General features: G+C 63.9%; 23 protein-coding genes. 15 read left to right on the forward strand and 8 right to left on the reverse strand.

Features of this window, described 5'->3' with window-relative positions:
* Nucleotides 1–32: 32 nt before the first annotated feature.
* The 4 genes from ACNFBT_RS11110 to flgA all read right to left on the reverse strand — a co-directional run bounded on the left by ACNFBT_RS11110 (nucleotide 33) and on the right by flgA (nucleotide 2,554).
* Entirely contained in the window at nucleotides 33–782 is a 750-nt protein-coding gene (locus ACNFBT_RS11110) for a flagellar brake protein (protein ID WP_416749211.1), read from the reverse strand.
* Between the two features lie 98 nt (nucleotides 783–880).
* On the reverse strand, nucleotides 881–1,342 hold the full coding sequence (locus ACNFBT_RS11115) for a flagella synthesis protein FlgN (protein ID WP_416749213.1): 462 nt from the start codon (nucleotides 1,340–1,342) through the stop codon (nucleotides 881–883).
* 57 nt (nucleotides 1,343–1,399) lie between these two features.
* A complete protein-coding gene (gene flgM, locus ACNFBT_RS11120; RefSeq protein ID WP_416749215.1) occupies nucleotides 1,400–1,714 on the reverse strand; it encodes a flagellar biosynthesis anti-sigma factor FlgM in 315 nt (104 codons plus the stop codon).
* A 132-nt stretch (nucleotides 1,715–1,846) separates the two neighbouring features.
* Nucleotides 1,847–2,554 (reverse strand): flagellar basal body P-ring formation chaperone FlgA, encoded by a 708-nt coding sequence (gene flgA / locus ACNFBT_RS11125; protein ID WP_416749217.1) that lies wholly within the window; start codon nucleotides 2,552–2,554, stop codon nucleotides 1,847–1,849.
* 117 nt (nucleotides 2,555–2,671) lie between these two features.
* On the opposite strand from flgA, the gene ACNFBT_RS11130 reads away from it, so the two are divergent.
* From ACNFBT_RS11130 to flgE, 6 genes are all read left to right on the forward strand, one after another.
* The gene (locus tag ACNFBT_RS11130) at nucleotides 2,672–3,610 is read left to right on the forward strand and encodes a chemotaxis protein CheV (protein ID WP_416749219.1); all 939 of its coding nucleotides are present in this window, start codon (nucleotides 2,672–2,674) and stop codon (nucleotides 3,608–3,610) included.
* A 128-nt stretch (nucleotides 3,611–3,738) separates the two neighbouring features.
* Complete coding sequence (gene cheR / locus ACNFBT_RS11135) at nucleotides 3,739–4,560, forward strand: protein-glutamate O-methyltransferase CheR (RefSeq protein WP_416749221.1); 822 nt, start codon at nucleotides 3,739–3,741, stop codon at nucleotides 4,558–4,560.
* Between the two features lie 564 nt (nucleotides 4,561–5,124).
* On the forward strand, nucleotides 5,125–5,532 hold the full coding sequence (flgB, locus tag ACNFBT_RS11140) for a flagellar basal body rod protein FlgB (RefSeq protein ID WP_416749223.1): 408 nt from the start codon (nucleotides 5,125–5,127) through the stop codon (nucleotides 5,530–5,532).
* A 5-nt stretch (nucleotides 5,533–5,537) separates the two neighbouring features.
* On the forward strand, nucleotides 5,538–5,981 hold the full coding sequence (gene flgC, locus ACNFBT_RS11145; RefSeq protein WP_416749225.1) for a flagellar basal body rod protein FlgC: 444 nt from the start codon (nucleotides 5,538–5,540) through the stop codon (nucleotides 5,979–5,981).
* Nucleotides 5,982–5,997: 16 nt separating this feature from the next.
* Nucleotides 5,998–6,696, forward strand: a complete 699-nt coding sequence (gene flgD / locus ACNFBT_RS11150) for a flagellar hook assembly protein FlgD (protein ID WP_416749227.1) — start codon at nucleotides 5,998–6,000, stop codon at nucleotides 6,694–6,696.
* 68 nt (nucleotides 6,697–6,764) lie between these two features.
* Complete coding sequence (flgE, locus tag ACNFBT_RS11155; protein ID WP_416749229.1) at nucleotides 6,765–8,270, forward strand: flagellar hook protein FlgE; 1,506 nt, start codon at nucleotides 6,765–6,767, stop codon at nucleotides 8,268–8,270.
* Between the two features lie 64 nt (nucleotides 8,271–8,334).
* Here the strand turns inward: flgE and ACNFBT_RS11160 are convergent, their stop codons facing one another.
* The 4 genes from ACNFBT_RS11160 to ACNFBT_RS11175 all read right to left on the reverse strand — a co-directional run bounded on the left by ACNFBT_RS11160 (nucleotide 8,335) and on the right by ACNFBT_RS11175 (nucleotide 12,750).
* Nucleotides 8,335–10,053, reverse strand: coding sequence for a thiamine pyrophosphate-dependent enzyme (locus ACNFBT_RS11160; protein ID WP_416749231.1), 1,719 nt, complete (start codon nucleotides 10,051–10,053; stop codon nucleotides 8,335–8,337).
* Between the two features lie 99 nt (nucleotides 10,054–10,152).
* Nucleotides 10,153–10,662, reverse strand: a complete 510-nt coding sequence (locus ACNFBT_RS11165) for a RidA family protein (RefSeq protein ID WP_416749233.1) — start codon at nucleotides 10,660–10,662, stop codon at nucleotides 10,153–10,155.
* A gap of 40 nt (nucleotides 10,663–10,702) precedes the next feature.
* Nucleotides 10,703–11,143, reverse strand: coding sequence for a c-type cytochrome (locus ACNFBT_RS11170; RefSeq protein WP_416749235.1), 441 nt, complete (start codon nucleotides 11,141–11,143; stop codon nucleotides 10,703–10,705).
* A 20-nt stretch (nucleotides 11,144–11,163) separates the two neighbouring features.
* Nucleotides 11,164–12,750, reverse strand: a complete 1,587-nt coding sequence (locus ACNFBT_RS11175; protein WP_416749237.1) for a flavin monoamine oxidase family protein — start codon at nucleotides 12,748–12,750, stop codon at nucleotides 11,164–11,166.
* Between the two features lie 416 nt (nucleotides 12,751–13,166).
* Between ACNFBT_RS11175 and ACNFBT_RS11180 the strand changes: the two genes are divergently transcribed.
* The 9 genes from ACNFBT_RS11180 to ACNFBT_RS11220 all read left to right on the forward strand — a co-directional run bounded on the left by ACNFBT_RS11180 (nucleotide 13,167) and on the right by ACNFBT_RS11220 (nucleotide 23,535).
* The gene (locus ACNFBT_RS11180; protein WP_416749239.1) at nucleotides 13,167–13,916 is read left to right on the forward strand and encodes a flagellar basal body rod protein FlgF; all 750 of its coding nucleotides are present in this window, start codon (nucleotides 13,167–13,169) and stop codon (nucleotides 13,914–13,916) included.
* Between the two features lie 46 nt (nucleotides 13,917–13,962).
* Entirely contained in the window at nucleotides 13,963–14,748 is a 786-nt protein-coding gene (gene flgG / locus ACNFBT_RS11185; protein WP_416749241.1) for a flagellar basal-body rod protein FlgG, read from the forward strand.
* A 63-nt stretch (nucleotides 14,749–14,811) separates the two neighbouring features.
* A complete protein-coding gene (gene flgH, locus ACNFBT_RS11190; RefSeq protein WP_416749243.1) occupies nucleotides 14,812–15,504 on the forward strand; it encodes a flagellar basal body L-ring protein FlgH in 693 nt (230 codons plus the stop codon).
* Nucleotides 15,505–15,614: 110 nt separating this feature from the next.
* A complete protein-coding gene (locus tag ACNFBT_RS11195) occupies nucleotides 15,615–16,703 on the forward strand; it encodes a flagellar basal body P-ring protein FlgI (RefSeq protein ID WP_416749464.1) in 1,089 nt (362 codons plus the stop codon).
* Nucleotides 16,704–16,713: 10 nt separating this feature from the next.
* Nucleotides 16,714–17,913, forward strand: a complete 1,200-nt coding sequence (flgJ, locus tag ACNFBT_RS11200; RefSeq protein ID WP_416749245.1) for a flagellar assembly peptidoglycan hydrolase FlgJ — start codon at nucleotides 16,714–16,716, stop codon at nucleotides 17,911–17,913.
* A 12-nt stretch (nucleotides 17,914–17,925) separates the two neighbouring features.
* Nucleotides 17,926–19,953: a flagellar hook-associated protein FlgK gene (gene flgK, locus ACNFBT_RS11205; protein WP_416749247.1), complete on the forward strand. Its 2,028-nt coding sequence runs from the start codon at nucleotides 17,926–17,928 to the stop codon at nucleotides 19,951–19,953.
* Between the two features lie 15 nt (nucleotides 19,954–19,968).
* Nucleotides 19,969–21,240: a flagellar hook-associated protein FlgL gene (gene flgL, locus ACNFBT_RS11210; protein WP_416749250.1), complete on the forward strand. Its 1,272-nt coding sequence runs from the start codon at nucleotides 19,969–19,971 to the stop codon at nucleotides 21,238–21,240.
* 393 nt (nucleotides 21,241–21,633) lie between these two features.
* On the forward strand, nucleotides 21,634–23,115 hold the full coding sequence (locus tag ACNFBT_RS11215; RefSeq protein ID WP_416749252.1) for a flagellin: 1,482 nt from the start codon (nucleotides 21,634–21,636) through the stop codon (nucleotides 23,113–23,115).
* 78 nt (nucleotides 23,116–23,193) lie between these two features.
* Entirely contained in the window at nucleotides 23,194–23,535 is a 342-nt protein-coding gene (locus tag ACNFBT_RS11220; protein WP_416749254.1) for a flagellar protein FlaG, read from the forward strand.
* The last annotated feature ends 2 nt before the right edge of the window (nucleotides 23,536–23,537 follow it).

Raw genomic sequence — 23,537 nt, forward strand, 5'->3', positions numbered from 1 at the left:
GAAGGGCGGCAAGCGCTTGCCGCCCGGACGGACTAGAACAGCTCGTCTTTCTCGAAGCGCCGGGCTTCACGCTGCAACTGGTAGACGAAGCGCTCGATGTTGCGCTGGACCAGGCCGGTGACCTGCTGGAAACGCAGGCCGGCGAAGCTGACGCCGACCTTTTCCTCGAAGTGCACGTGGCGCAGTTCGACTTCCAGCGTGATGGCGCCGAAGGGCAGGCGGGCGGTGAAGCGCTCGTAGACCTGGCCCGGTTGCAGGCGGTCGCTGACGTTGCCCTCCAGGCGAACCTTGCAGCCCGTGGCGGAGATATCGATCAGGCTACCCTTGAGCGGCGCCTTGAGCTTGTCGCCGGCGATTTCCACCGCCACCGGCTGGCTCTGGCTGACGCTGGCGCGGTAGGCGTTGCGGCGCTGGTGGTAGAGCACTTCGTCCGGCACCGGCAGCCAGTAGCAGCGGGCACCGTCGATCTCGGCGAAATAGGCGTTCTGCCTGGATTCCCAGGCGATGCGCACGCCCTCGTGGAAGGCCTCGATGCGCAGCGGCTCGCCGTTCTGCAGGAAGCGTTCGCCGTCGTTGGGGATCAGTTCGTCCAGGGCGATCAGGTTGCGCTCGCGGTTGACCTCGACGACGAAGCTCTGGAAGCGCTGGTTGCGGCCTTCGAAAGTGACTACCAGGGGATCGTGGCTGTCCATGAGCGTCCGCAGACTGGCATGGATCTCCACCGGAGCCTTGAGTACCTTCGGTGGTTGAGGGCCGTTTTCCTCGACAAACAGGTTGGCCACGGTCCGCGGATCTCCATCTAGATTGTGTTTGTTATGGGTATGGCACGGGGCAATGCGATGCTGGCATTGTGCCCAAAGGCGGGCCGTCAGGCCAGTGCTCAGGCCTGGCTGAGCGGACGCTGGCGGCTGCTCTGGGTCGAGCTGCCGCGGCGGTCATAGAGATTGGGGGTGTCCTGCCCGCGCAGGATATCGAGCAGGCGCCCGGTGCTGGCCTGGCCGGCGCGGATGATCCGGCCGTTGCGCTGGTTGGCGTCCTGGCACTGGTCGAGCAGTGCGCCCAGTTCGTCGCCGCGCACCAGCAGCTCGCCGTTGCCACTGCGTTGGGCGAATTGCTCAAGACCCTGGCGATCCACGCTGACACCTGCCTGCTGCAGTGCGGCGGCGCGCTCGCGGCCGTTGCGTTCGAGCTGCTGCATCAACGGTACCTTGTGCTCCAGCAGCTGTTGCAGCTGTGCCAGATCGCGCGCTTGCAGCGCCTGGTATTCGTCGTCGATCAGTTGCAGCAGCTGACGGGCTGCGTCGATGTCACCGTTGATCAGGGAAAGCAGGGCATCGGACATCTTGGGCTCGGCACTTTTGCTGGCAGGGGCTGGCGGTTCCCCGGCGCGACGCGTAGGTCAGCGCTGGGATTCGAAATCGAGCAGCTTGCTGGCGACTTTCTGACTGTCGACCTGATAGCTGCCGTCGGCGATCGCCTGCTTGATGCGGGCCACTTTTTCCTTGTCGACCACGGGCTGGTCCTTCAGTTGATCGCTGACTTTCTGCAACTGCTGGGCGGTATCGCTGAGCTGCACCGATTCGCCGCTCTTGGCCGGGGCGTTGGTGGTGGCAGACTCGGCCGGGGCTTCGCTGCGACCGTTCTGCGCAGCCCCGCTACGGCCAGTGGTAGCTGGCGTAGAGGCCGGGTTCAGCCGGTTGAAGTCGATAACCATGTTGAAAACCTCTGGAGGTATTTGGACGCTTGCCAAGCTTTTCGGCCGGCCGGCGGAAAACTTTAGGCCGATTTTTTGCGCACCCGAGCACAGTTTAGTGAAGGCTGCGCCCATCATGCCAGCTTCGGCGTTCTACAGGCTGACTTCGACGGCTCCGGGCTCCACCACACGTGCCTTGACGATACGCTGCGAACGCAGGTTGCGCACGCGGATCTGTTGTCCGGGCACGCCGTCGGACAGTGCCTCGCCGGGCATCACCACGTTGATGGCGCTGGTGCGCGCGCGGATCACCACCTGGTCGCCCTTGCGGATCGCTTCGGCCTGTTCGAGGAAGACCGGCGCGAGCACCTGATCGTTCACCGTGGCGCGCTTGAGCTTGAGGCCGATCACCCGCTGCGGGTCGGTCAGGTAGCCCTGGGTCAGCGGACCGACGTCGCGCTCCACCACCGAAATGTCGGCGGCGTCGATGACGTGGTCGCGCTTGAGCGGTTGGGTGGTGACGACGACCTGGCGGAACAGCTTTACCGTGGCCGGCACGAACACCGTCCAGGGCGAGCTGCCGTCGCAGCGCACCCGCACGGTGACGCGCCCGACCGGCTGCGCCGGGCTTTCCAGGGCCTGCGTCAAGTCCTTGTCGCACTGCACCAGGCGCAGGCGGGGATCGATGCGCGCCACTTCGATTTCATAGCGTGCTTCAATTCCGCTGCTCTGCAGATAATCTTCCACTTTGAACTCAAGAAAGCCCTGGGTGGAGCCGATAAGGATTTCAGGCGCGGTAAAGGCGTCGGCCCGCGTGGGGCCGGCGGCCAGCGCAGCGCACACACCGAGTAGGGCGGCCATGAGGTCGCGCGCGCTTCGGAGCTGTCGGAAAAATGTCGTTGCCTGTTTCATGCAACGGGTTAAGCAATGGTCGTGCCGCCTGACGGGTCAGGCGGCGTTGCGTGCAGGGGAGGCTCAATGGCCGGAGTCATGGATTCAGTCAACCAGCGTACGCAGCTGGTCGGTCAGAATCGTCTCGAGCTGCTGCTGTTCCGGCTGAACGGCAGCCAGTTGTACGGGATCAACGTGTTCAAGGTGAAAGAGGTACTGCAGTGCCCGCGCCTGACCGTGATGCCCAAGTCCAGCCAGGTGGTGCGCGGGGTGGCGAACATCCGCGGCGGCACCATCCCGATCCTCGATCTGGCGCTGGCCACGGGGCGTCACGCCCTGCGGGACATCAGCAACAGTTTCGTGATCATCACCGAGTACAACACCAAGGTGCAGGGCTTCCTGGTGCATTCGGTTGAGCGCATCGTGAACATGAACTGGGAGTCGATCCATCCGCCACCCAAGGGCACCGGCCGCGACCACTACCTGACGGCGGTCACCCGGGTCGACAAGCAGTTGGTGGAAATCATCGACGTGGAGAAGATCCTCGCCGAAGTGGCGCCGACTCCGGAGGACATCTCCGAGGGCGTGCTGGATGCCGAAACCCAGGCCCGCGCGGTGAGCAAGCGCGTGCTGGTGGTGGACGACTCCTCGGTGGCGCGCAAGCAGCTGGTGCGTTGCCTGGAAACCGTCGGCGTCGAGGTGCTGGCGCTGGGCGACGGCCGCCAGGCGCTGGACTACCTGCGGCAGATGGTGGAGGCGGGCGGGCATCCGGGCAGCGAGTTGCTGATGGTGATCTCGGACATCGAGATGCCGGAAATGGACGGCTACACCCTGACCGCGGAGATCCGTCATGACCCGCGCATGCAGGATGTGCACATTCTCCTGCATACTTCGCTGTCCGGGGTGTTCAACCAGGCCATGGTGAAGAAGGTCGGCGCTGACGACTTCCTCGCCAAATTCCGTCCCGATGACCTGGCCGCCCGCGTGGCGGATCGGATCAGGGCCGTGGATGGCACGGCGGCCTGAGTCCGCGAGGTAGATCGAGCGGCACCGGTGCCGCTCGGGGCCAAGTATTCGGCTATGGTTTTTTGAACACCGGTCAGGCGCCTGCCGCCGCGTCGGCGGCAAGCGTCCACGAGTAAAGAGGTCTATCTGTGACATCCACCAATACTGAATTCGAGCTGTTCCGGGATTTCCTGGAGAAGACCTGTGGCATCCTCCTGGGCGCCAACAAGCAGTACCTGGTCTCCAGCCGCTTGAACAAGTTGATGGAGCAGCAGGGCATCAAGTCCCTGGGCGAACTGGTACAGAAGATCCAGATGCGCAGCCAGCTGCGCGAACAGGTGGTCGACGCGATGACCACCAACGAAACCCTCTGGTTTCGCGATACCTATCCCTTCGAGGTGCTGAAGAACCGGGTGCTGCCGGAGATGATCAAGGCGTCGCCGGGCCAGCGCCTGCGCATCTGGTCGGCGGCCTGCTCCTCGGGGCAGGAGCCCTATTCGCTGTCGATGTCCATTGACGAGTTCGAGCGCACCAACCTCGGCCAGCTCAAGGCCGGTGTGCAGATCGTCGCCACGGATTTGTCCGGCTCCATGCTCACCGCATGCAAGGCCGGCGAGTACGACAGCCTGGCGATCGGCCGTGGCCTGTCGCAGGAGCGCCTGGTCCGCTACTTCGACCAGAAGACGCCGGGGCGCTGGACGGTCAAGCCGGCGGTGAAGAGCCGCGTGGAGTTCCGTGCGCTGAACCTGCTGGACAGCTACGCCACCCTCGGCAAGTTCGACATGGTGTTCTGTCGCAACGTGCTGATCTATTTCTCCGCCGAGGTGAAGCGCGACATTCTGATGCGCATCCATGCCACCTTGAAGCCGGGCGGCTATCTGTTCCTCGGCGCCTCCGAGGCGCTCAACGCACTGCCGGACCACTACCAGATGGTCCAGTGCAGTCCGGGGATCATCTACAAGGCCAAGTGATTGGCCGTTGCCCCGCCTGTTCGGGCGGGGTTCTTGTTGCTGGAATTCATGAGGTTGCGGGCATGGCCTGCACCGTTTGCCTGAGTCCTGCTCGGCTCTCGTAGGAGCGGAGCTTCTCCGCGATCCGCCTGCAAGGCCGGCCGGCGCCGGATGGCGGCACCGGTTGGTGCCTCTCCTGTGACACGAATTCCGCATGATGGATTTCGCGGACAAGGTCCGCTCCTACGGGAGTAGCGGTGCGGCCGGAACGTAGGACCGCAAATGCCGTTCTTCCTAGTAGGAGCGAGCTTGCTCGCGAACCGCTTGACTCCGTTGCCGCCGGCAAATCCCTTCGCGAGCAAGCTCGCTCCTACAAAAAGAGCCGCATGCGGCCAAGCGGAGGAGGGCGGCAAGCTTGCCGCTTTATCCCCGGCGGCAAGGGAAAGCGGTTGCCGCTTGCCGCTGTTTGCCGCCTATTGCCGCTCTCGAAATATGCTCAAGTCATTGATTTTAAATGATGTATAAATCTGGCACGCACCTTGCTGAAGTGTTGGCAAGCCCACACCGGCAAACAGGTTCGCGACCATGAGCATCAGCTTCGACAAAGCCCTAGGCATCCACCAGCAAGCACTGAGCTTCCGCTCCCAGCGCGCTGAAGTCCTGGCCAACAACCTGGCCAACGCCGATACGCCGAACTACAAGGCGCGCGACCTGGATTTCGCTTCGGTGCTGGCTGCCCAGTCCGACAAGATGAAAAGCGGCACCTTCAACGCGGCCCGTACCAACGAGCGCCACATCGCCGCCGAAGGCTTCGGCATGGGTGAGGACGCCCTCAAGTACCGCACGCCCTTCCAGCCCTCGATGGACCAGAACACCGTCGATGAGCAGATCGAGCAGTCCAACTACGCGGAGAACTCCGTGCAGTTCCAGGCCTCGTTCACCTTCCTCAACAACAAGTTCAAAGGGCTGATGAACGCCCTGCGCGGGGAGTAATCGCCATGTCGCTCGCCAGTGTCTTCAACATCGCCGGTACCGGCATGAGTGCCCAGACCACCCGTCTGAACACCACCGCCTCGAACATCGCCAACGCCGAGACCGTTTCCTCCAGCGTCGACCAGACCTACCGCGCCCGCCACCCAGTGTTCTCCACCATGTTCCAGCAGGCCCAGGGCGGCGACCAGGGTTCGCTGTTCGGCGACACCGACCAGGCCGGCTCCGGCGTGCAGGTGCTGGGTGTGATCGAGGACAAGAGCTCGCTGATCCCGCGTTACGAGCCCAACCACCCGGCCGCCGACAAGGATGGCTACGTGTACTACCCGAACGTCAACGTGGTGGAGGAGATGGCCGACATGATCTCCGCCAGCCGCGCGTTCCAGACCAACGCGGAAATGATGAACACCGCCAAGCAGATGATGCAGAAGGTCCTGACCCTGGGTCAGTAAGCGCTGAGGAAGCACGATGAGCATCGACAACAGCAGCATCAAGGGCTCCAGCTCGGTTCTGGACCAATATGCGATCAACAAGGACAGCAGCACCAGCGGCACGAACGGCAACAGCAAGCTCGGCAAGGACGAGTTCCTCAAGCTGCTGGTGGCGCAGATGAACAACCAGGACCCGATGTCGCCGCAGCAGAACGGCGAGTTCATCGCCCAGCTGGCGCAGTTCAGTACCGTGGAAGGCATCCAGTCGCTGAACACCAGCATGGACAGCATGCTCTCCAACTACCAGTCGTCCCAGGCCCTGCAGGCCTCCTCGCTGGTGGGGCGCAAGGTCATCGTGCCGACCGACAAGTCGATGGTCGATACCTCCGAGACCTTCAAGGGCACCTATACGATGCCGATCTCCACTGCCAACAGCTGGGTCAACGTCTACGACGACAAGGGCACCCTGGTGAACCGCGTCGAGATGGGCCAGCAGGCCGCCGGCAACGTCAGCTTCATGTGGGACGGCAAGGATTCCAGCGGCAATCTCGCGCCGCCGGGACGCTACAAGTTCGAGGCGCAGACCAACTACGAAGGCAAGACCTATGGCCTGACCACCTTCCTGCCGGCCAACGTCGACAGCGTGACCCTCGGGCAGAACGGCGGCGAGCTGACGCTGAACCTCGCCGGGCTGGGCAGCATCGGCCTGTCCAAAGTGCAGATCATCGGCCAGTAAGGCGCCGCTGGCGGGCTTGGGCCCGACTGAACAGATTCGAGTCGGCGAAACCGACAAGGAGATAAGAGATGTCTTTCAATATCGGGCTCAGCGGTATCAAGGCCGCCTCCAGTGACCTGAATACCACCGGCAACAACATCGCCAACGCCAGCACCGTCGGCTTCAAGCAGTCGCGCTCGGAGTTCTCCGATGTGTATGCCGCCTCGGTGCTGGGTTCCGGCAGCAACCCGGTCGGCAGCGGCGTGTTGCTGTCCAACGTCTCGCAGCTGTTCAACCAGGGCACCATCGATGCCACGCAGAACGCGCTGGACATGGCCATCAACGGCAACGGCTTCTTCGTCACCAGCAACAACGGTGCGGTCAGCTACACCCGCGCCGGCTATTTCGGCACCGACAAGAACGGCTACGTGGTCGACAACAACGGCTACCGCCTGCAGGGCTACGCGGTGAATGCCCAGGGCCAGCTGCAGAACGGCGTGGTCGGCGACCTGCACATCGAAACCGGCAACCAGGCGCCGAAGGCCACCAGCCAGATCGCCCAGACCTTCAACCTGAACTCCACCAACACCACGCCGACGGTCACCCCGTTCAACTCCAGCGACCCGACCACCTACAACTCCTCGACCTCGGTGAACATCTACGACAGCCAGGGCAACGCCCACGTGCTGACCCAGTACTTCACCAAGACCGGGCCCAACGACTGGACCATGAACGTGTTGGTCGACGGTCGCAACCCGGCCAATCCGACCGATGACGCCACGGCCATCGGTGCTGCGACCACCGCGGCCGGTACTGCCGGCGCCACCCCGGCGAGCGTTGCCGCCGCCGTTGCCGGTTCCGGCGCAACACCTGCCGCCATTGCCGCCGCCAACGCCGCCGCCGCGGCCAGCGGCGCGACCCCGGCCAGCGTACTGGCTGCCGTCAGTGGCATGGGCAACAGCCCGTACCAGGTCAACCTGACCTTCAGCCCGGCCGGCCAACTGCTGACCCAGACCCCGGTGAACAACGGTACCGGCAATGCCTTCTCGGTGAACCCCGCCGACGGCACCCTGGTCATGGGCGACTGGGTGCCGGCAATCTCCGACGGCAAGACCCCGCCGACCTGGAGCGCCAACGGTGCCACCCCGAACGCGAGCGGCATCACCGTGGACATCCGCAAGTCCACCCAGTACGCCACCGCCTTCGCGGTGAACAGCGTCAACCAGGACGGCTACACCACCGGCCAGCTCTCGGGCCTGGAAATCGACGACCAGGGCAACATCTTCGCCCGCTACACCAACGGACAGTCCAAGGTGCAGGGGCAGGTGGTGCTGGCGAACTTCGCCAACGTCCAGGGCCTGACCCCGATCGGCAAGACTTCCTGGGTGCAGTCCTCGGAGTCCGGCGAGCCGGTGATCGGCACCCCGCGCTCGGGCACCCTCGGCGCGCTGCAGTCCGGCTCGCTGGAGGCTTCCAACGTCGACCTGTCCAGCGAACTGGTGGACCTGATCGTCGCCCAGCGCAACTACCAGGCCAACGCCAAGACCATCCAGACCGAGGATGCGGTTACCCAGACCATCATCAACCTGCGGTAAGGCGTCGTCATGAGAAAGGCCCCATCGGCAGCGCCGTTGGGGCCTTTTCGCGTGTGCCCCGGCGTCAGCGGGCGAGGTGGTTCTCGATCATCTTCAGCACGTCATCGGCGTGCCCACTGATGACCGCCTTGGCGGCATACAGAGCCATCCCCTTGACTGCCTCCGGAGCGACCTTGGGCGGCATCACCAGCTCCTGGTTGACCACCACGTCGAGCAATGCCGGGCCGGGCTGCGCCAGCCATTCGACGATGGCGGCCTCCAGTTCCTCGCACTGCGTCACTTTACGCCCCCACAGTCCGATGGACTCCGCCACGCGGCCAAAGTCCGGGTTCTGCAGGTTGGTGAAGGCATCGAGCATGCCCTCCACCCGTTGCTCCAGTTCGACGAAGAACAGTGCGCTGTTGTTGAACACCACCAGCTTCAGCGGAATCTTCTCCTGGACCAGCGTCAGCAGGTCACCCAGCAGCATCGACAAGCCGCCATCGCCGCACAGTGCGATGACCTGGCGCTGCGGGAAGGCGACCTTCAGGCCCATGGCGTGGGGCATGGCGTTGGCCATGGTGCCGTGGACCAGGCTGCTCAGCGTGCGTCGTCCAGGCATTGCGGTGATGTAGCGCAGAATCCAGATCATCGGCGAGCCGCCATCGGCGGTGAACATCGCATCCGCCGGGGCATGGCGGTCGATCAGGCTGGTCAGGTATTGCGGACGGATCAACCCGCTGCGGGTCGGCTGGGCATGTTCGCGCAGGTCATCCAATGCCTTGCGGTGACGCTCCAGGCAGTGTTCGAGGAAACTGCGCTCCTGACGCGGCGTGATCAGGGGTAGCAGCGCTTCCACGGTGCTGCGCACATCGCCCACAGCACCTAGGCTGATCGGATGCCGGCGACCGAGGTGACTGGCGTCGAGGTCGATCTGGATGATGGTCGCGTGCGCCGGGTAGAACTGCCGCCAGGCGAAGCCCGAGCCGAGGATCAGCAGCGTATCGCACTGGCTGACGGCGTAGCAGCCGGACTCGTGCCCCATCATGCCGATCATACCGACGTTGTAGGGGTTATTCGGCTCGAGGAAGTCCTTGGCGCGAGAGCTGTGGGCGATGGGGGCCTGGAGAGCTTCGGCCAGTTTCTGCACCACCTCCTGTGCGCCAGCACAGCCGATGCCGCCGTAGATGGCGATGGATTTGCCGGCATTGAGCAGCGCGGCGATCTGCTGCAGTTCGTCGTCAGCCGGGTGCACCTTGGGTTGCGGTCTGATCGGTGGCAGCGCCTTGGCGTCGGTCGGCGCGGGCATGCTGGCAATGTTGGCTGGCAACACCAGTACCGCAACGCCGCGCTTGTTCAGGGCTTCCTGCACGGCCTGCTGGGTCTTGCGCACGGCCTGTTGCGGGCTGTGGATTTCCTCGCAGTAGACGCTGCAGCGGCTGTAGACCTGAAGGAAGTCGACCTCCTGGGGGAAATCGAATCCCTGTTCGTCGCTGAGGATCTGGCTGGCGATCAGCACCACCGGCGCACCGTTGCGGTGGGCGTCGAACAGGCCGTTGATGAAGTGCAGGCTGCCCGGTCCGCAACTGCCGGCGCACAGGGTCAGGGTGTCGCTGATCAGCGCCTCGGCGCCGGCGGCAAAGGCGCCAGCTTCTTCGTGACGCACATGCACCCAACGGATGCCACCCTGGCGACGCAGGGCATCGGTGAAGTGGTTGAGAGTGTCGCCGGGAATGCCCCAGCAGTGTCTGGCACCTGCGCCGTGCAGGATGTCGACCATGAGTTCTGCCACTGTCTGGCTCATAACAGGTTCCTTGAATCAACGGGAGAGGGGCGGGGTGCACCCGCGTGCGGATCATGTGAGGCCCGCGCCGCGGCGGGCACCGGCAGTGTGAGGGGGGATTCAGGGCTTCTTGCGAACGGCGGTGACTTCGATCTCCACCAGCCAGCCGGGGTCGAACAGCCCTGCGACCTGGATGGCGGAACGTGCGGGTACCTTGGGCTGGGCCGCGGTTCCGAAGAACTGGTTGTAGCCCTCCATGAAGCCGGCAAAGTCCATCCGGCCGTCCTTCTTCGGGTCGCCCACCAGGTAGGCCTGCATCTTCACCACGTCGCCCATCCCCAGGCTCATGGACTTGAGGGTGCTCTGGATGGATTCGAGGACGCTGATGGTCTGGGCCCTGGTGTCGCCGTACACCGCGGTCGCGCCAGTGAGGTCCTTCTGCGGCACGGCGCCGGGTGTCAGGCCGCTGATGTGGATTTCCGAGTAGCCTTCGGGCACTTCCACTGCCAGGGCGATGGGGAAATTGGAGTCCGGCAGCTTGTAGCGGATCACCTCGGCGGCGCTGGCGCACAGCGGTTCGGCCAGGATGGCGAGGGAGAGGGCCAGGGCGAAGGGGTTGAGTCGTTTCATCGGTCGGTCTTCTGCTGTGAATAGACGTTGGGCACGGGGATCAGCCTTCCTGGTAAACGATCGGCTTGGGCGGTCGCAGCTGCTTGACCTGTTGCTCGGTGAGGGTCTGGGTGCTCTTGTTGCCGAAGTGGGTGGTGACGTAGTTGGCGACGGCGGCGATCTGCGTGTCGTTCAGGTAGGCGCTGAAGCTGGGCATGCCGCGCAGGCCGTTGAGCATGATGGCGGCGGGGTAGTCGGGGGTGGTCAGGCGCGGGTTGTCGGCAAGCTTGGGGTACATCCCTGCGCCGCTATGGGCGCCCTGGCCCTCGGCCATGTGGCAGCCCTGGCAGATGGACTGGTAGAGCACCGCGCCGTCGGTGCTGGTGAAGTTGTTGTTGTCGTTCCGGAAGATCGCGTCGTCTCGGCGCATGGGGTCGGGGCCGGCCAGCGCGAGGGTCGAGGTCAGGGTCAGCAGGGCGATAAAAGGGATGTGTGATTGCATGGGGAGTGATCCTCTGATGGTCAGCCGACGATGCGCTGGTGCAGGCGCGTGACGGCGTCGCGCGCGGAGAGCGCAGCGCCTTCCTGCCAGCCGGGGATGTAGGAGGCGTGCTCGCCAGCCAGGAGGATGCGGCCGTCGATCTGGCACAGGTTGTCGTAGTGCTCCTTGCGCGTTTCCTCGGTCCACAGGCCATAGCAGCCGTTGGTCCAGGGCACTCGGTGCCAGGCGACGCTGATGCCGTTGTCGAATTCGCCGTGGTACTGCGGGTGAATCTGCGCGCCGTACTCGATGACTTTCTTCAGGCGCTCGTCGGGCGTCATCGCGCTGAACTTGAAGGAGTCGGCGCCGAAGGTGTACGCCGCCAACAGCACGCCCTTGCCCGGCTGGTTGATGCCGGCCATGGGGTAGCTGATACGGTTGATCGGCAGATTGGTGCGGGTGATGCCGCCGTAGATGCGCTCGTCCTCCTCCCAGAAGCGCCGCTTGAACTGGATGCCGGCCTTGAAGGCGGTGTCATAGGGTACCGAGGCAATGGCAGCCTTCATCTTGTCGCTGACGTCGATGTCGAGTTGGCTGAGGATCGATAGGGGAAGGGTGCAGATGCACCAGTCGGCGCTGGCGTGCTCGGTCTTGCCGGTCTTCAGGTCGGTGTAGGTGGCGGTGACGCCCTTGTCGGTCTGCTCGATCTTGCTGACCTTGGCGTTGAATTGCAGGGCGGACTTCAGCTCGCGCTCGAAGGCCCTGGGCAGCATGTCCATGCCGCCGGTGGGCTGGAACAGGGCGGTCTGGAATTCGTACAGCTGCCCCTGGGAGATCGCTTCCCACAGGCCGGACTTGAGCACGTCGCCCAATTGATTTGGCTCGGAATACTGCGCCACTGGCATCAGGCCGCCGCCGGGATCGATGTCGTAACCGCGCCTTGCGCTGGAAGCCAGGCTTTTGGTGTACCGGTAGTTGCTGTCCAGCGCGCCGAAGTCCTTGAGCGATTCCAGCAGCTTTTCCTGGTCTTCCTTGGTCAATGGCGAGTCCAGCTTGCCCTGGCCCACCATCTTCGCCAGCAGCTCGGAGACGCCGCCCTGATAGTCGCACTGCACGTGGCGCAGGCGTTGCGGTTTGCCGCCGAAGGCGTCGGAGGCATGGACATAGGCGTTGTAGTTGACCTGGAAGAACGGGTCGAGTCCGACGCCCAGCTCCTTGTAGTAATCGAGCATGGCGTAGTGGTTGTAGGGGATGCGCCAAGGGCCCGGGTTCATGTACTGCCCTTCATCGAACCGGCAGACCTGCTTGATGCCACTCAACTCGGTGAATTCGTCACCGCCACGAAGGGTCCAGGCGCGGCCGCCGGCCTTGGCGTTGTATTCGAGGACCTGCACCTTGTAGCCGGCCTTGCGCAGCTCGTAGGCCGCCACCAGGCCGGCAATGCCGGCGCCGAGGATCAGCACACTGGCGCCCTTCGGGTCGCCCTGTAGCTTCATCGGGCCCTTGTACGGCGGTACGGCGGCATAACCCAGGCTGGTCATGGCTTGGTACAGGACGGCGCCGCCGGCGGCCATGCCGATCATGGAGAGGAGATTGCGTCGTGTCAGGGAAGAGAGGGAGTCACTCATTGGCAAGTACTCGCTTTCGGGGTGGGTGTCGTGGGTCCTGAAGGGACTGAGCAGCTTTAACACCCTGTCTGGCAGTTGAAGACGAGTTAGGGGGAGCATCAGACGATTCATTGAGGATTTGCAGAACGGTCGGACGGCTGAGCTTCCGGTCTGGCGTACCTGGAGGTCGTAGAGGTCGGTGCGTGGGGGGGATGGGAAAAAGCTGGCGGAGCATCGGAAGGAGGGGCTTGGTGTCGGTGGGAGGCCTTGCCGCTAGCGGCAGAGCATCGCCGCTTTGGCACCGGAAACTGGTGGGTCTTTTATTTTTTTCCTTATAAATCATATAGATGGTTATATTTTGGGGGGTTGGCACGCCCCTTGCTGAATAGCCTCCAAGACACCCGTGACCGGCAATCGCCGCGGGCCTGGAGGATTCGATGGACAAGATGCTGTACGTCTCGATGAGCGGAGCGAGCCAGAACACCCTGGCGATGCGCGCTCACGCCAACAACCTGGCGAACATCTCCACCAACGGCTTCCGCCGTGATTTCGAGCAGGCGCGCTCGATGCAGGTGTTCGGCGACAGTTTCCCGGCGCGGGTCTACGCCATGAGCGAGCGTCCGGCCACCGACTTCACCGCCGGCAGCCTGCAGGAAACCGGCCGCGACCTCGACATCGCCGCCAAGGGCGATGCCTGGATTGCCGTGCAGGCGCCCGATGGCGGCGAAGCCTATGTCCGCACCGGCAGCCTGGAAATCGACGCCCTCGGCCAACTGCGCACCGGCGATGGTTTGCCGGTGATCGGCAATGGCGGGCCGATTGCCGTGCCGCCGCAGGAAAAGATCGACATCGGCGAAGACGGCACCATCAGCATCCGCGGCCTGGGCGACAACCCCAGCGTGGTGGCCGAGGTGGACCGCATCAAGCTGGTCACCCCGGACCCCAAGAAACTGGAGAAGGGCCTCGACGGCCTGGTGCGCATCAAGCAGGCGCCGGGACAGCCGGCACCGCAGGCCGATGCCAACGCCAAGGTCGAGTCGGGCTTCCTCGAAGCGAGCAACGTCAACGCGGTGGAGGAGATGACCTCGATCCTCTCGCTGTCCCGCCAGTTCGAGCTCCACGTAAAGATGATGCGCACCGCCGAGGACGATTCGGCGGCCATGGCGCGGGTTTTGCAATTCAGCTAATCACTTGATCGAGGCGCCATGAATCCGGCGCCCGAGGAGAACGACGATGCTTCCGGCACTGTGGGTCAGCAAGACGGGTCTTTCGGCCCAGGACATGAACCTGACCACCATTTCCAACAACCTGGCGAACGTTTCGACCACGGGCTTCAAGCGCGACCGCGCGGAGTTCCAGGATCTGCTGTACCAGATCAAACGTCAGCCCGGCGCCAACTCCACCCAGGACAGCCAGCTGCCCTCCGGCCTGCAGCTGGGCACCGGTGTGCGCATCGTCGGCACCCAGAAGAATTTCAGCGAAGGCAGCCTGCAGACCACCGACCAGCCGCTGGACATGGCGGTCAACGGTCGCGGCTTCTTCCAGGTACTGATGCCCGACGGCACCGTCGGCTACACCCGTGACGGCAGCTTCCACCTGAACTCCGACGGCCAGATCGTCACCTCCAACGGTTACGCGCTGGAACCGGCCGTGGTCGTGCCGAACGAGACCCAGACCTTCACCGTCGGCCAGGACGGCACCGTCTCGGTGACCACCCCGGGCAACCCGCAACCGCAGATCATCGGCAACATCCAGACCGCCGACTTCGTCAACCCGGCCGGCCTGCAGGCGATCGGCGGCAACCTGTTCCTGGAAACCGGCTCCAGCGGCGCGCCGCAAGTCGGCACGCCGGGCCTGAACGGCCTGGGCACCGTGCAGCAGAACACCCTGGAAAACTCCAACGTCAACGTGGTCGAGGAGCTGGTGAACATGATCACCACCCAGCGCGCCTACGAGATGAACTCCAAGGTCATCTCCACCGCCGACCAGATGCTGTCGTTCGTAACTCAGAATCTTTAGTGAATGACGGAGCCTCCGGGCTCTGGTGAAACCGTAGTCGCTCTCCCCGAGAGGTAGCTGTAAATGAACCGTTCCCACCTTCTTCCGCTGCTGGCCATCGCCGCGCTGGCCGGGTGCGTCGGTCCTGCGCCGAAGCCGGACGACCCCTATTACGCCCCGGTCATGCCGCGCACTCCGATGCCCGCCGCGCAGAACAACGGTTCGATCTACCAGAGCGGTTTCGACAACAACCTCTATGGCGACCGCAAGGCCTTCCGCGTGGGTGACATCATCACCATCACCCTCAACGAGAAGACCCAGGCCAGCAAGAAGGCCAACTCGGACATCTCCAAGGACAGCAAGACCAAGCTCGGCCTGACCTCGATGTTCGGCGGCGGCCTGACCACCGACAACCCCGTCGGCAGTGGCGACCTCAGCCTGAGCGCCGAGTATGGCGGCTCCCGCGAAGCCAAGGGCGACAGCCAGGCGGGGCAGAGCAACAGCCTGAGCGGTTCGGTGACCGTCACCGTGGCCGAGGTCATGCCCAACGGCATCCTCTCCGTGCGTGGCGAGAAGTGGATGACCCTCAATACCGGCAACGAGCTGGTGCGCATCGCCGGCCTGATCCGCGCTGACGACATCGCCACCGACAACACCGTGCCGTCCACCCGCGTGGCCGACGCGCGCATCACCTACTCGGGCACCGGTGCGTTCGCCGATGCGAGCCAGCCGGGCTGGTTCGATCGCTTCTTCCTCAGCCCGCTGTTCCCGTTCTGAGGGTGATGACGATGACTGCCCGTGCCGGTGTTGTTGTAGGAGCGGACCTTGTCCGCGAAGGCTCTCGTAGCGTCCTGGCCAGGATCGCGGACAAGGTCCGCTCCTGCGCCATGGTCGTGCTCTGCGCGCTGCTGGCCATGCCGGCCGCCCACGCCGAACGGCTGAAGGACATCGCCACCATCCAGGGCGTGCGCAGCAACCAGCTGATCGGCTACGGCCTGGTCGTGGGCCTCGACGGCAGCGGCGACCAGACCACCCAGACGCCTTTCACCCTGCAGACCTTCAACAACATGCTGGCGCAGTTCGGCATCAAGGTGCCGGCCAACGTCGGCAACGTGCAGCTCAAGAACGTCGCCGCGGTGTCCGTGCACGCCGACCTGCCGGCCTTCGCCAAGCCCGGCCAGACCATCGACATCACCGTGTCCTCCATCGGCAACGCCAAGAGCCTGCGCGGCGGCAGCCTGCTGATGACCCAGCTCAAGGGCATCGACGGCCAGACCTACGCCGTGGCCCAGGGCAACCTGGTGGTCGGCGGCTTCGACGCCGAAGGTCGTGATGGCTCGAAGATCACCGTCAACGTCCCGTCGGCCGGCCGCATCCCGGCGGGCGCCACCGTGGAGCGCGCGGTGCCGAGCGGTTTCGACCAGGGCAACAGCCTGACCCTGAACCTCAACCGCCCGGACTTCACCACCGCCAAGCACATCGTCGACCGCATCAACGAACTGCTCGGCCCGGGCGTCGCCCAGGCCATCGACGGCGGCTCGGTACGGGTCAGCGCGCCGCTGGACCCGAACCAGCGCGTGGACTACATGTCGGTGCTGGAAAACCTCGACGTACAGGCCGGCGAAGCCGTGGCCAAGGTCATCATCAACTCGCGCACCGGCACCATCGTGATCGGCCAGAACGTGCGCGTGTCGCCGGCCGCCGTGACCCACGGCAGCCTCACCGTGACCATCACCGAAGACCCGATCGTCAGCCAGCCCGGCCCGTTCTCCAACGGCCAGACCGCCGTGGTCCCGCGCTCGCGGGTGAACGCCGACCAGGAAGCCAAGCCGATGTTCAAGTTCGGCCCAGGCACCACGCTGGATGAAATCGTCCGCGCCGTTAACCAGGTGGGCGCCGCGCCCAGCGACCTGATGGCGATCCTCGAAGCCCTGAAACAGGCCGGCGCGCTGCAGGCCGACCTGATCGTGATCTGAGGACGCCGCCGTGGATGCCAAACTGCTTTCCGCCGGTGCGTCCGGTACCAACTCCGGGGCCTACACCGACCTCAACCGCCTGGCGCAGCTGAAGAACGGCGCCGGGCGCGACAGCGAAGGCAACATCCGCAAGGTTGCCCAGGAATTCGAATCGCTGTTCATGAACGAAATGCTCAAGTCGATGCGCTCGGCCAACGACGTGCTCGCCGAAGGCAACTTCATGAACACCGCGACCACCAAGCAGTACCAGGAAATGTACGACCAGCAATTGGCCGTCAGCCTGTCCACCAAGGGCCACGGTATCGGCCTGTCGGACGTGCTGACCCGCCAGCTGTCGCACATGAACAGCGGCAAGCGCACGGGCGCTGCGAACCCCTTCGCCAAGGTCGCCCAGGCCTCCGCCTGGCCGTCCAGCACGGGCGTCAACGCCAGCGGCAAGCCTTTGCCGCAACCTGCGGAAGGCCGTGACGACTCGAAGATGCTCAATGCCCGTCGCCTGTCCCTGCCGGGCAAGCTGGCCGACCGCGTGATGGCCGGCATCGTGCCGGGGGCCGCCACTTCGGAAGCGCAGGGCAAGCCGCTGGCCGGCAACGACTGGCAGACCGCCAAGTCCTACGCCAATGCCGTGGACGCCATCGACTCCGCTGCCGGCGCCCAGGACGTCAGCGGCCGCCGCTACGCCCAGCCGCCGCTGGCGCCGGGCAAGTCGGCCTTCGGCTCGGCGGACGAGTTCGTCGCCACCATGCTGCCCATGGCGCAGAAAGCGGCCCAGCGCATCGGCGTCGATCCGCGCTACCTGGTGGCCCAGGCCGCGCTGGAAACCGGCTGGGGCAAATCCATCATTCGCGACCAGGACGGCTCCAGCAGCCACAACCTGTTCGGCATCAAGTCCGGTTCCAGCTGGGACGGCGACTCCGCGCGGGCGGTGACCAGCGAATACGTGAACGGCACGAAAGTGAAGGAAGTCGCGGCGTTCCGCTCCTACGACTCCTTCGAGCAGAGCTTCAACGACTACGTGAGCTTCCTGCAGAACAACGACCGCTATTCGGATGCGCTGGATTCCACCGGACGCCCCGAACAGTTCATGAAGGAGCTGCAGCGCGCCGGCTATGCCACCGATCCGAACTACGCCCGCAAGGTCGCGCAGATCGCCAAGCAGATGCAGGTGTACCAGGCGGTTGCCGCGGCGGACACCCCGCCCCTGGGATAAGGAAAACAAGCAATGAGCGATCTACTGTCCATCGGCCTGTCTGGCCTGCGTTCGAGCCAGACCTCGTTGACGGTGACCGGCCACAACATCACCAACGTCAACACCCCCGGCTATTCCCGCCAGCAATCGGTGCAGCAGACCGGCATCCCGCAGTACAGCGGCGCCGGCTACATCGGTTCGGGCAGCCAGGTGGTCGACGTGCGCCGGCTGGCCAGCGACTTCCTGTATTCCCAGGTACGCAGCGCCACCAGCCAGACCAATGAACTGAGCGCCTTCCAGGGGCAGATCGAACAGCTCGACGCCTTGCTGTCGGACACCACCACCGGCATAAGCCCGGCGCTGCAGAAGTTCTTCGCCGCGCTGCAGACCGCCGCCGCCAACCCATCCGCCACCGAGGGCCGCGAGGCGCTGCTGGCGGAGGCGCAGGGCGTGTCAAAGTCCTTCAACACCCTGTACGACCAGCTCGACAAGCAGAACAGCCTGATCAACCAGCAGCTCGGTTCGCTGGCCAACCAGGTCAATTCCCTGGCGACCAGCGTCGCCAGCTACAACGACGCCATCGCCAAGGCCAAGGCCGCCGGCGGCCAGCCCAACGACCTGATCGACGCGCGCGAGGAGACCATCCGCAAGCTCTCCGAACTGATCGGCGTGCAGGCCGTGCCCCAGGACGACAGCAGCGTCAACCTGTTCATCGGCACCGGCCAGCCGCTGGTGGTGGGCACCACCACCTCGGCACTGCAGGTGGTGCCGGGCAAGGACGACCCGACTCGCTTCCAGGTGCAACTGGTCAGCGGCAGCGCCGTGCAGACCATTACCAACCAGGTTTCCGGCGGCCAGATGGGCGGCCTGCTGGCCTACCGCGATACCGCGCTGGATGCCTCGTACAACAAGCTCGGGCAGATCGCCGTCACCTTCGCTGATGCCGTCAACAAGCAGCTCGGCCAGGGCCTGGACCTGTCCGGCAATGCCGGCAGCCGGCTGTTCGGCGACATCAACGACCCGACCATCACCGCGCTGCGGGTCATCGCCCAGTCGGGCAACACCGGCACCGTCAGCCCCAGCCTGAACATCACCGACACCAGCAAGCTCGGCGCCAGCGACTACCGCCTGGAATACGACGGCAGCAACTTCACCGCGCGGCGTCTTTCCGACAACGCGCCGATCAACGTCACCGTGACCGGCGCCGGCCCCTACACCCTGAGCTTCGCCGACGGCAGCGGTGGCGACCAGGGCTTCCAGGTGACCATGAACAGCCTGCCGCCGGCCGGCGACGGCTTCACCCTGCAGCCCACCCGCCGTGGCGCCTCGGACATCGAGACGGTACTGACCAAGGCCGATCAGTTGGCCTTCGCCGGCACTGCGCGCAGCGGGGCCACCACCAACAACCGGGGCACCGGCGCCATCGGCCAGCCCAAGCTCACCAGCGGCCCCTCGCCAGTGGTGACCGGCGACCTGCAGAACCTGTTCGGCGCCAGTGGCCTGACCCTGAGCTTCGACGCCACCACCAATACCCTGACCGGCGCGCTGCCGCCGGGCGCCACGCTGAACTACGTATCGCCCTCGACCAGCGGCCTGACCTCCGGGCAGACCAACACCCTGCGCCTGGACTACACCGACCCGGGCACCGGCAATCAATACAGCTACGAGTTCACCCTGAGTGGCGTACCCCAGGCCGGCGACAGCTTCACCCTGGGCATGAACACCAAGGGCATCTCCGACAACAGCAACGCCCTGGCGCTCTCCGGCCTGCAGAGCAAACCCACGGTGGGCGGCACCGGCAGCACCGGCACCAGCTTCAACGACTCCTACGGCGGCCTGGTGGAACGCATCGGCACCCTGACCGCGCAGGTGCGCAACAATGCCGACGCCAGCGCCACCGTGCTCAAGCAGGCGCAGGACAACCGCGACTCGCTGTCGGGGGTGAACCTCGACGAAGAGGCGGCAAACCTCATCCAGTTCCAGCAGTACTACAGTGCCTCGGCCCAGGTGATCCAGGTTGCCCGTTCGCTGTTCGACACGTTGATCGGCGCGTTCCGCTGATAGAGGAAGTTGACCATGCGCATCTCCACCATCCAGGCATACAACAACTCGGTAGGCGGCCTGCAGAAGAACTACGGCAACGTCACCCGCACCCAGGAGCAGATCAGCACCGGCAAGCGCATCCTCACCCCGGCGGACGACCCGGTGGCCTCGGTGCGCCTGCTGCAGCTGAGCCAGGAGCAATCGCTCAACGACCAGCACAAGAGCAACATCACGGCGGCGAAGAACAGCCTGAACTCGGAAGAGTCAATCCTGCAGTCGGTGGGCAATGTTATCCAGCGCATTCGTGAGATTGCGGTGCAGGCTGGCGATGGCGCTCAGGACAGCAGTGACAAAGGGGCACTGGCCACCGAGCTCAAACAGCGCGAAGACGAACTGCTCAGTCTGCTCAACAGCAAGGATGCCAGCGGTAAATACCTGTTCTCCGGCAGTCAGGGCGACAAGCAACCCTTCGTGCGTAACCCTGACGGCACCTATACCTACCAGGGTGACGAAAGCCAGCGTCAGGTGCCGATTGCAAGCAGCACCCTGCTTAACATCAGCGACAGCGGCAAGGCTTTGTTCGACGATGTCATCAACAGCAATCGCGTGACCACCGCTGTGGCTGTTGCAAACACCGGCAGCGGGCGCGTTTCACTGGGTAGCGTTGTCGACAAGCTGGACTATGACGGAACTTTCCCATCGAGTACGCCGCCTTCGGCCAATGATGGTGTTGGCATCCGCTTTCTCGATGACGTCAACTACGAGATCTATGACCTCAACGATCCGGCTCTGCCTGGCGGCTACTCGGCGCTGGCGACAGGGGCCATAGATCGTGACGACAAGACTCAGGATAAGATCGTCTATGGCGGTGTCAGTGTAATCATTGACGGCCACCCGGCGGCGGGTGACGACTTCAGCATCAAGCGTGACCCTTCCAGTGAAAAGAAGGGCTTGCTGAATGTGGTATCCGATTTGCGCAAGGCGCTGGAAGGCGCGACCAATGACCAGGCCGGTAGCTATGCGATCCGTGACGCCACTGCGGTGGCCCTGACCAACCTGGATGCGGCCAGTGCCCAGGTACTCACAGGGCGCGGGCAGATCGGTGCGCGCCTGAATACCATCGAATCCACCGAAACCTTCATCGATGACGTGAAGCTGGTGAATACCGGCGTCATCTCCGACCTGCAGGACCTGGACTATGCCGAGGCGCTGTCGCGTCTATCGATGCAGTCCACCATCCTCCAGGCCGCGCAGCAGAGTTACGTGAAGATCAGCGGACTGAACCTGTTCAACTTCCTCAACTGATCCTGCCGAGAAAATGAAGAAAGCCCACACGCCTGAAGCCGTGGGCTTTTTTGTGTGTAGGGGCGAGCTTCCTGGCGTGGGCGGTTCGCGAGCAAGCTCGCTCCTACAGGGATGGGCTGTGGCGCTTTTCGTAGGAGCGGACCTTGTCCGCGAATCCACAACACGGCATCACGGCTGCGAGGACGCATCCGACTACAACGTTTCACTGATTTTTTGTTGGCAATAACCTGCAAGTGATTGATTCAAAAGCTGAAAAAATCTCTTGAATTTTTTCCTAAAGCTCACCGGATCAACGCCGATACATAAGTCGAATGCGAATTCTTGGTGTCCCTGAGCAAGCAGGCCGAGATATCGCACGCTCAGGAACGAACAGGACCTCTGAAGGAGACCATCATGGCCCTTACCGTCAATACCAACATTGCTTCCCTGAACACCCAGCGTAACCTGAACAGTTCTTCTGGCTCGCTGAGCACCTCGCTGCAGCGTCTGTCCACCGGCTTCCGCATCAACAGCGCCAAGGACGACGCCGCCGGCCTGCAGATCTCCAACCGCCTGTCCAGCCAGATCAGCGGCCTGAACGTTGCCGTACGCAATGCCAACGACGGCATCTCCCTGGCGCAGACCGCTGAAGGCGCCCTGCAGCAGTCCACCAACATCCTGCAGCGTATGCGTGACCTGTCCCTGCAGTCTGCCAACGGCAGCAACGACTCCACCGACCGCGCCGCCCTGCAGAAAGAAGTGGGTGCTCTGCAAAGCGAACTGAACCGTATCGCCGAAACCACCACCTTCGGTGGCCGTAAGTTGCTCGACGGTTCCTTCGGCTCCACCGCCTTCCAGGTCGGTGCCAATGCCAACGAGACTATCGATGTCGCCATCGGTGATGCCAGCGCCACCAAGATCGGTGCCTACACTTCCGACAAGGCCGGTTCCGCCATGGGTATTGCCAGCACTGCAGCAGCAGATGCCAACGGCACTCTGACCATCTCCGCCAACGGCAAGCAATACAAGCCCCAGGATATCCTGGCTACTGATACAGCTTCCGAAGCTGTCAAGAAGATCAATTCGGCAGGTTCGCCGGTCAAGGCTTCGGCCCGTACCGACGCTGTCCTCACCAAGACCGCTGCCGCCGTGAGCTTCGATCTGAAAATCGAAGTTTCCAAGTCTGACAACACTAAAGTCGACTCCACCATCGACCTGAAGGGCCTGAACTCATTCGAGCAGGTGGTGAGCGCTGTCAACTCCTCCGGTGCTGGCATCTCCGCGAAGGTGAATGGTGACGGTACTCTGGAGGTTAGTTCCGCTGACGGCTCCGCCATCAAGTTCACTGGTGCTGCCTACGACGTGGCTGGTGCAGCGGTAGCAACCGCCAACACCTTGTCGGTCAAGGCGCGTTCGGCAGAGGACTCCAACAATGACAACGCAGGCGATTTGAGCGCTGCTGCTGATATCACCGGTGCTTCAGCGTTCGCCAACGGTGCTATCAAGCTGAGCTCCTCGGCGGCCTATTCCTTGACTGGCACTGCCGCAACCAAGCTGACCGGCGAAGTCGCCGGTACTCTGGAGAAGGTAAGCGACGTTGACGTCAGCACTGCCTACGGCGCGCAGAACGCCGTTGACGTGATCGACGCGGCCATCGCCTACATCGACTCCCAGCGTTCCGACCTGGGTGCCGTGCAGAACCGCTTCGACAACACCATTTCCAACCTGCAGAGCATTGCCGAGAACGCCGACAACGCCCGCAGCCGCATCAAGGACACCGACTTCGCCGCCGAAACTGCGAACCTGTCCAAGAACCAAGTGCTGCAACAGGCTGGTACTGCGATCCTGGCCCAGGCCAACCAGCTGCCGCAGTCGGTACTCAGCCTGCTGCGTTGATCGACGGCAGCGAGTTGAGGTGAGCACAGGAGGAAGGGGCGACCCTTCCTCCTTTTCGGCTTTTACGAGGATCGGAAGATGGATGTGAGCAACGTGACTTCCATTGCCGGGATGGGGCCGGTGGAGCGAACATCAACTGTTCGTCCGCAAGGTAATGCGCCCACGACCGACCAGGCAGCGGCCGATCAGCAACAGGATTCGCAGACGCTGGACTCAGCGGTGTCCGACATTCAGTCGTTCGTGCAGGGCATCCGGCGCAACCTGAACTTCAGCATCGACGACGCCACCGGCGAAGTGGTGGTGAAAGTGATCGATGCCGAGTCCGGCAAGGTCGTGCGGCAAATGCCTTCCGAAGAAGTGCTGAAACTTGCCGCCCGGCTCGACGATATTCGCAGCCTGATGTTCGAAACCCGCGCCTGAGG

The sequence above is a fragment of the Pseudomonas sp. NY15181 genome, from assembly GCF_048068055.1.
Lineage (GTDB): Bacteria > Pseudomonadota > Gammaproteobacteria > Pseudomonadales > Pseudomonadaceae > Pseudomonas.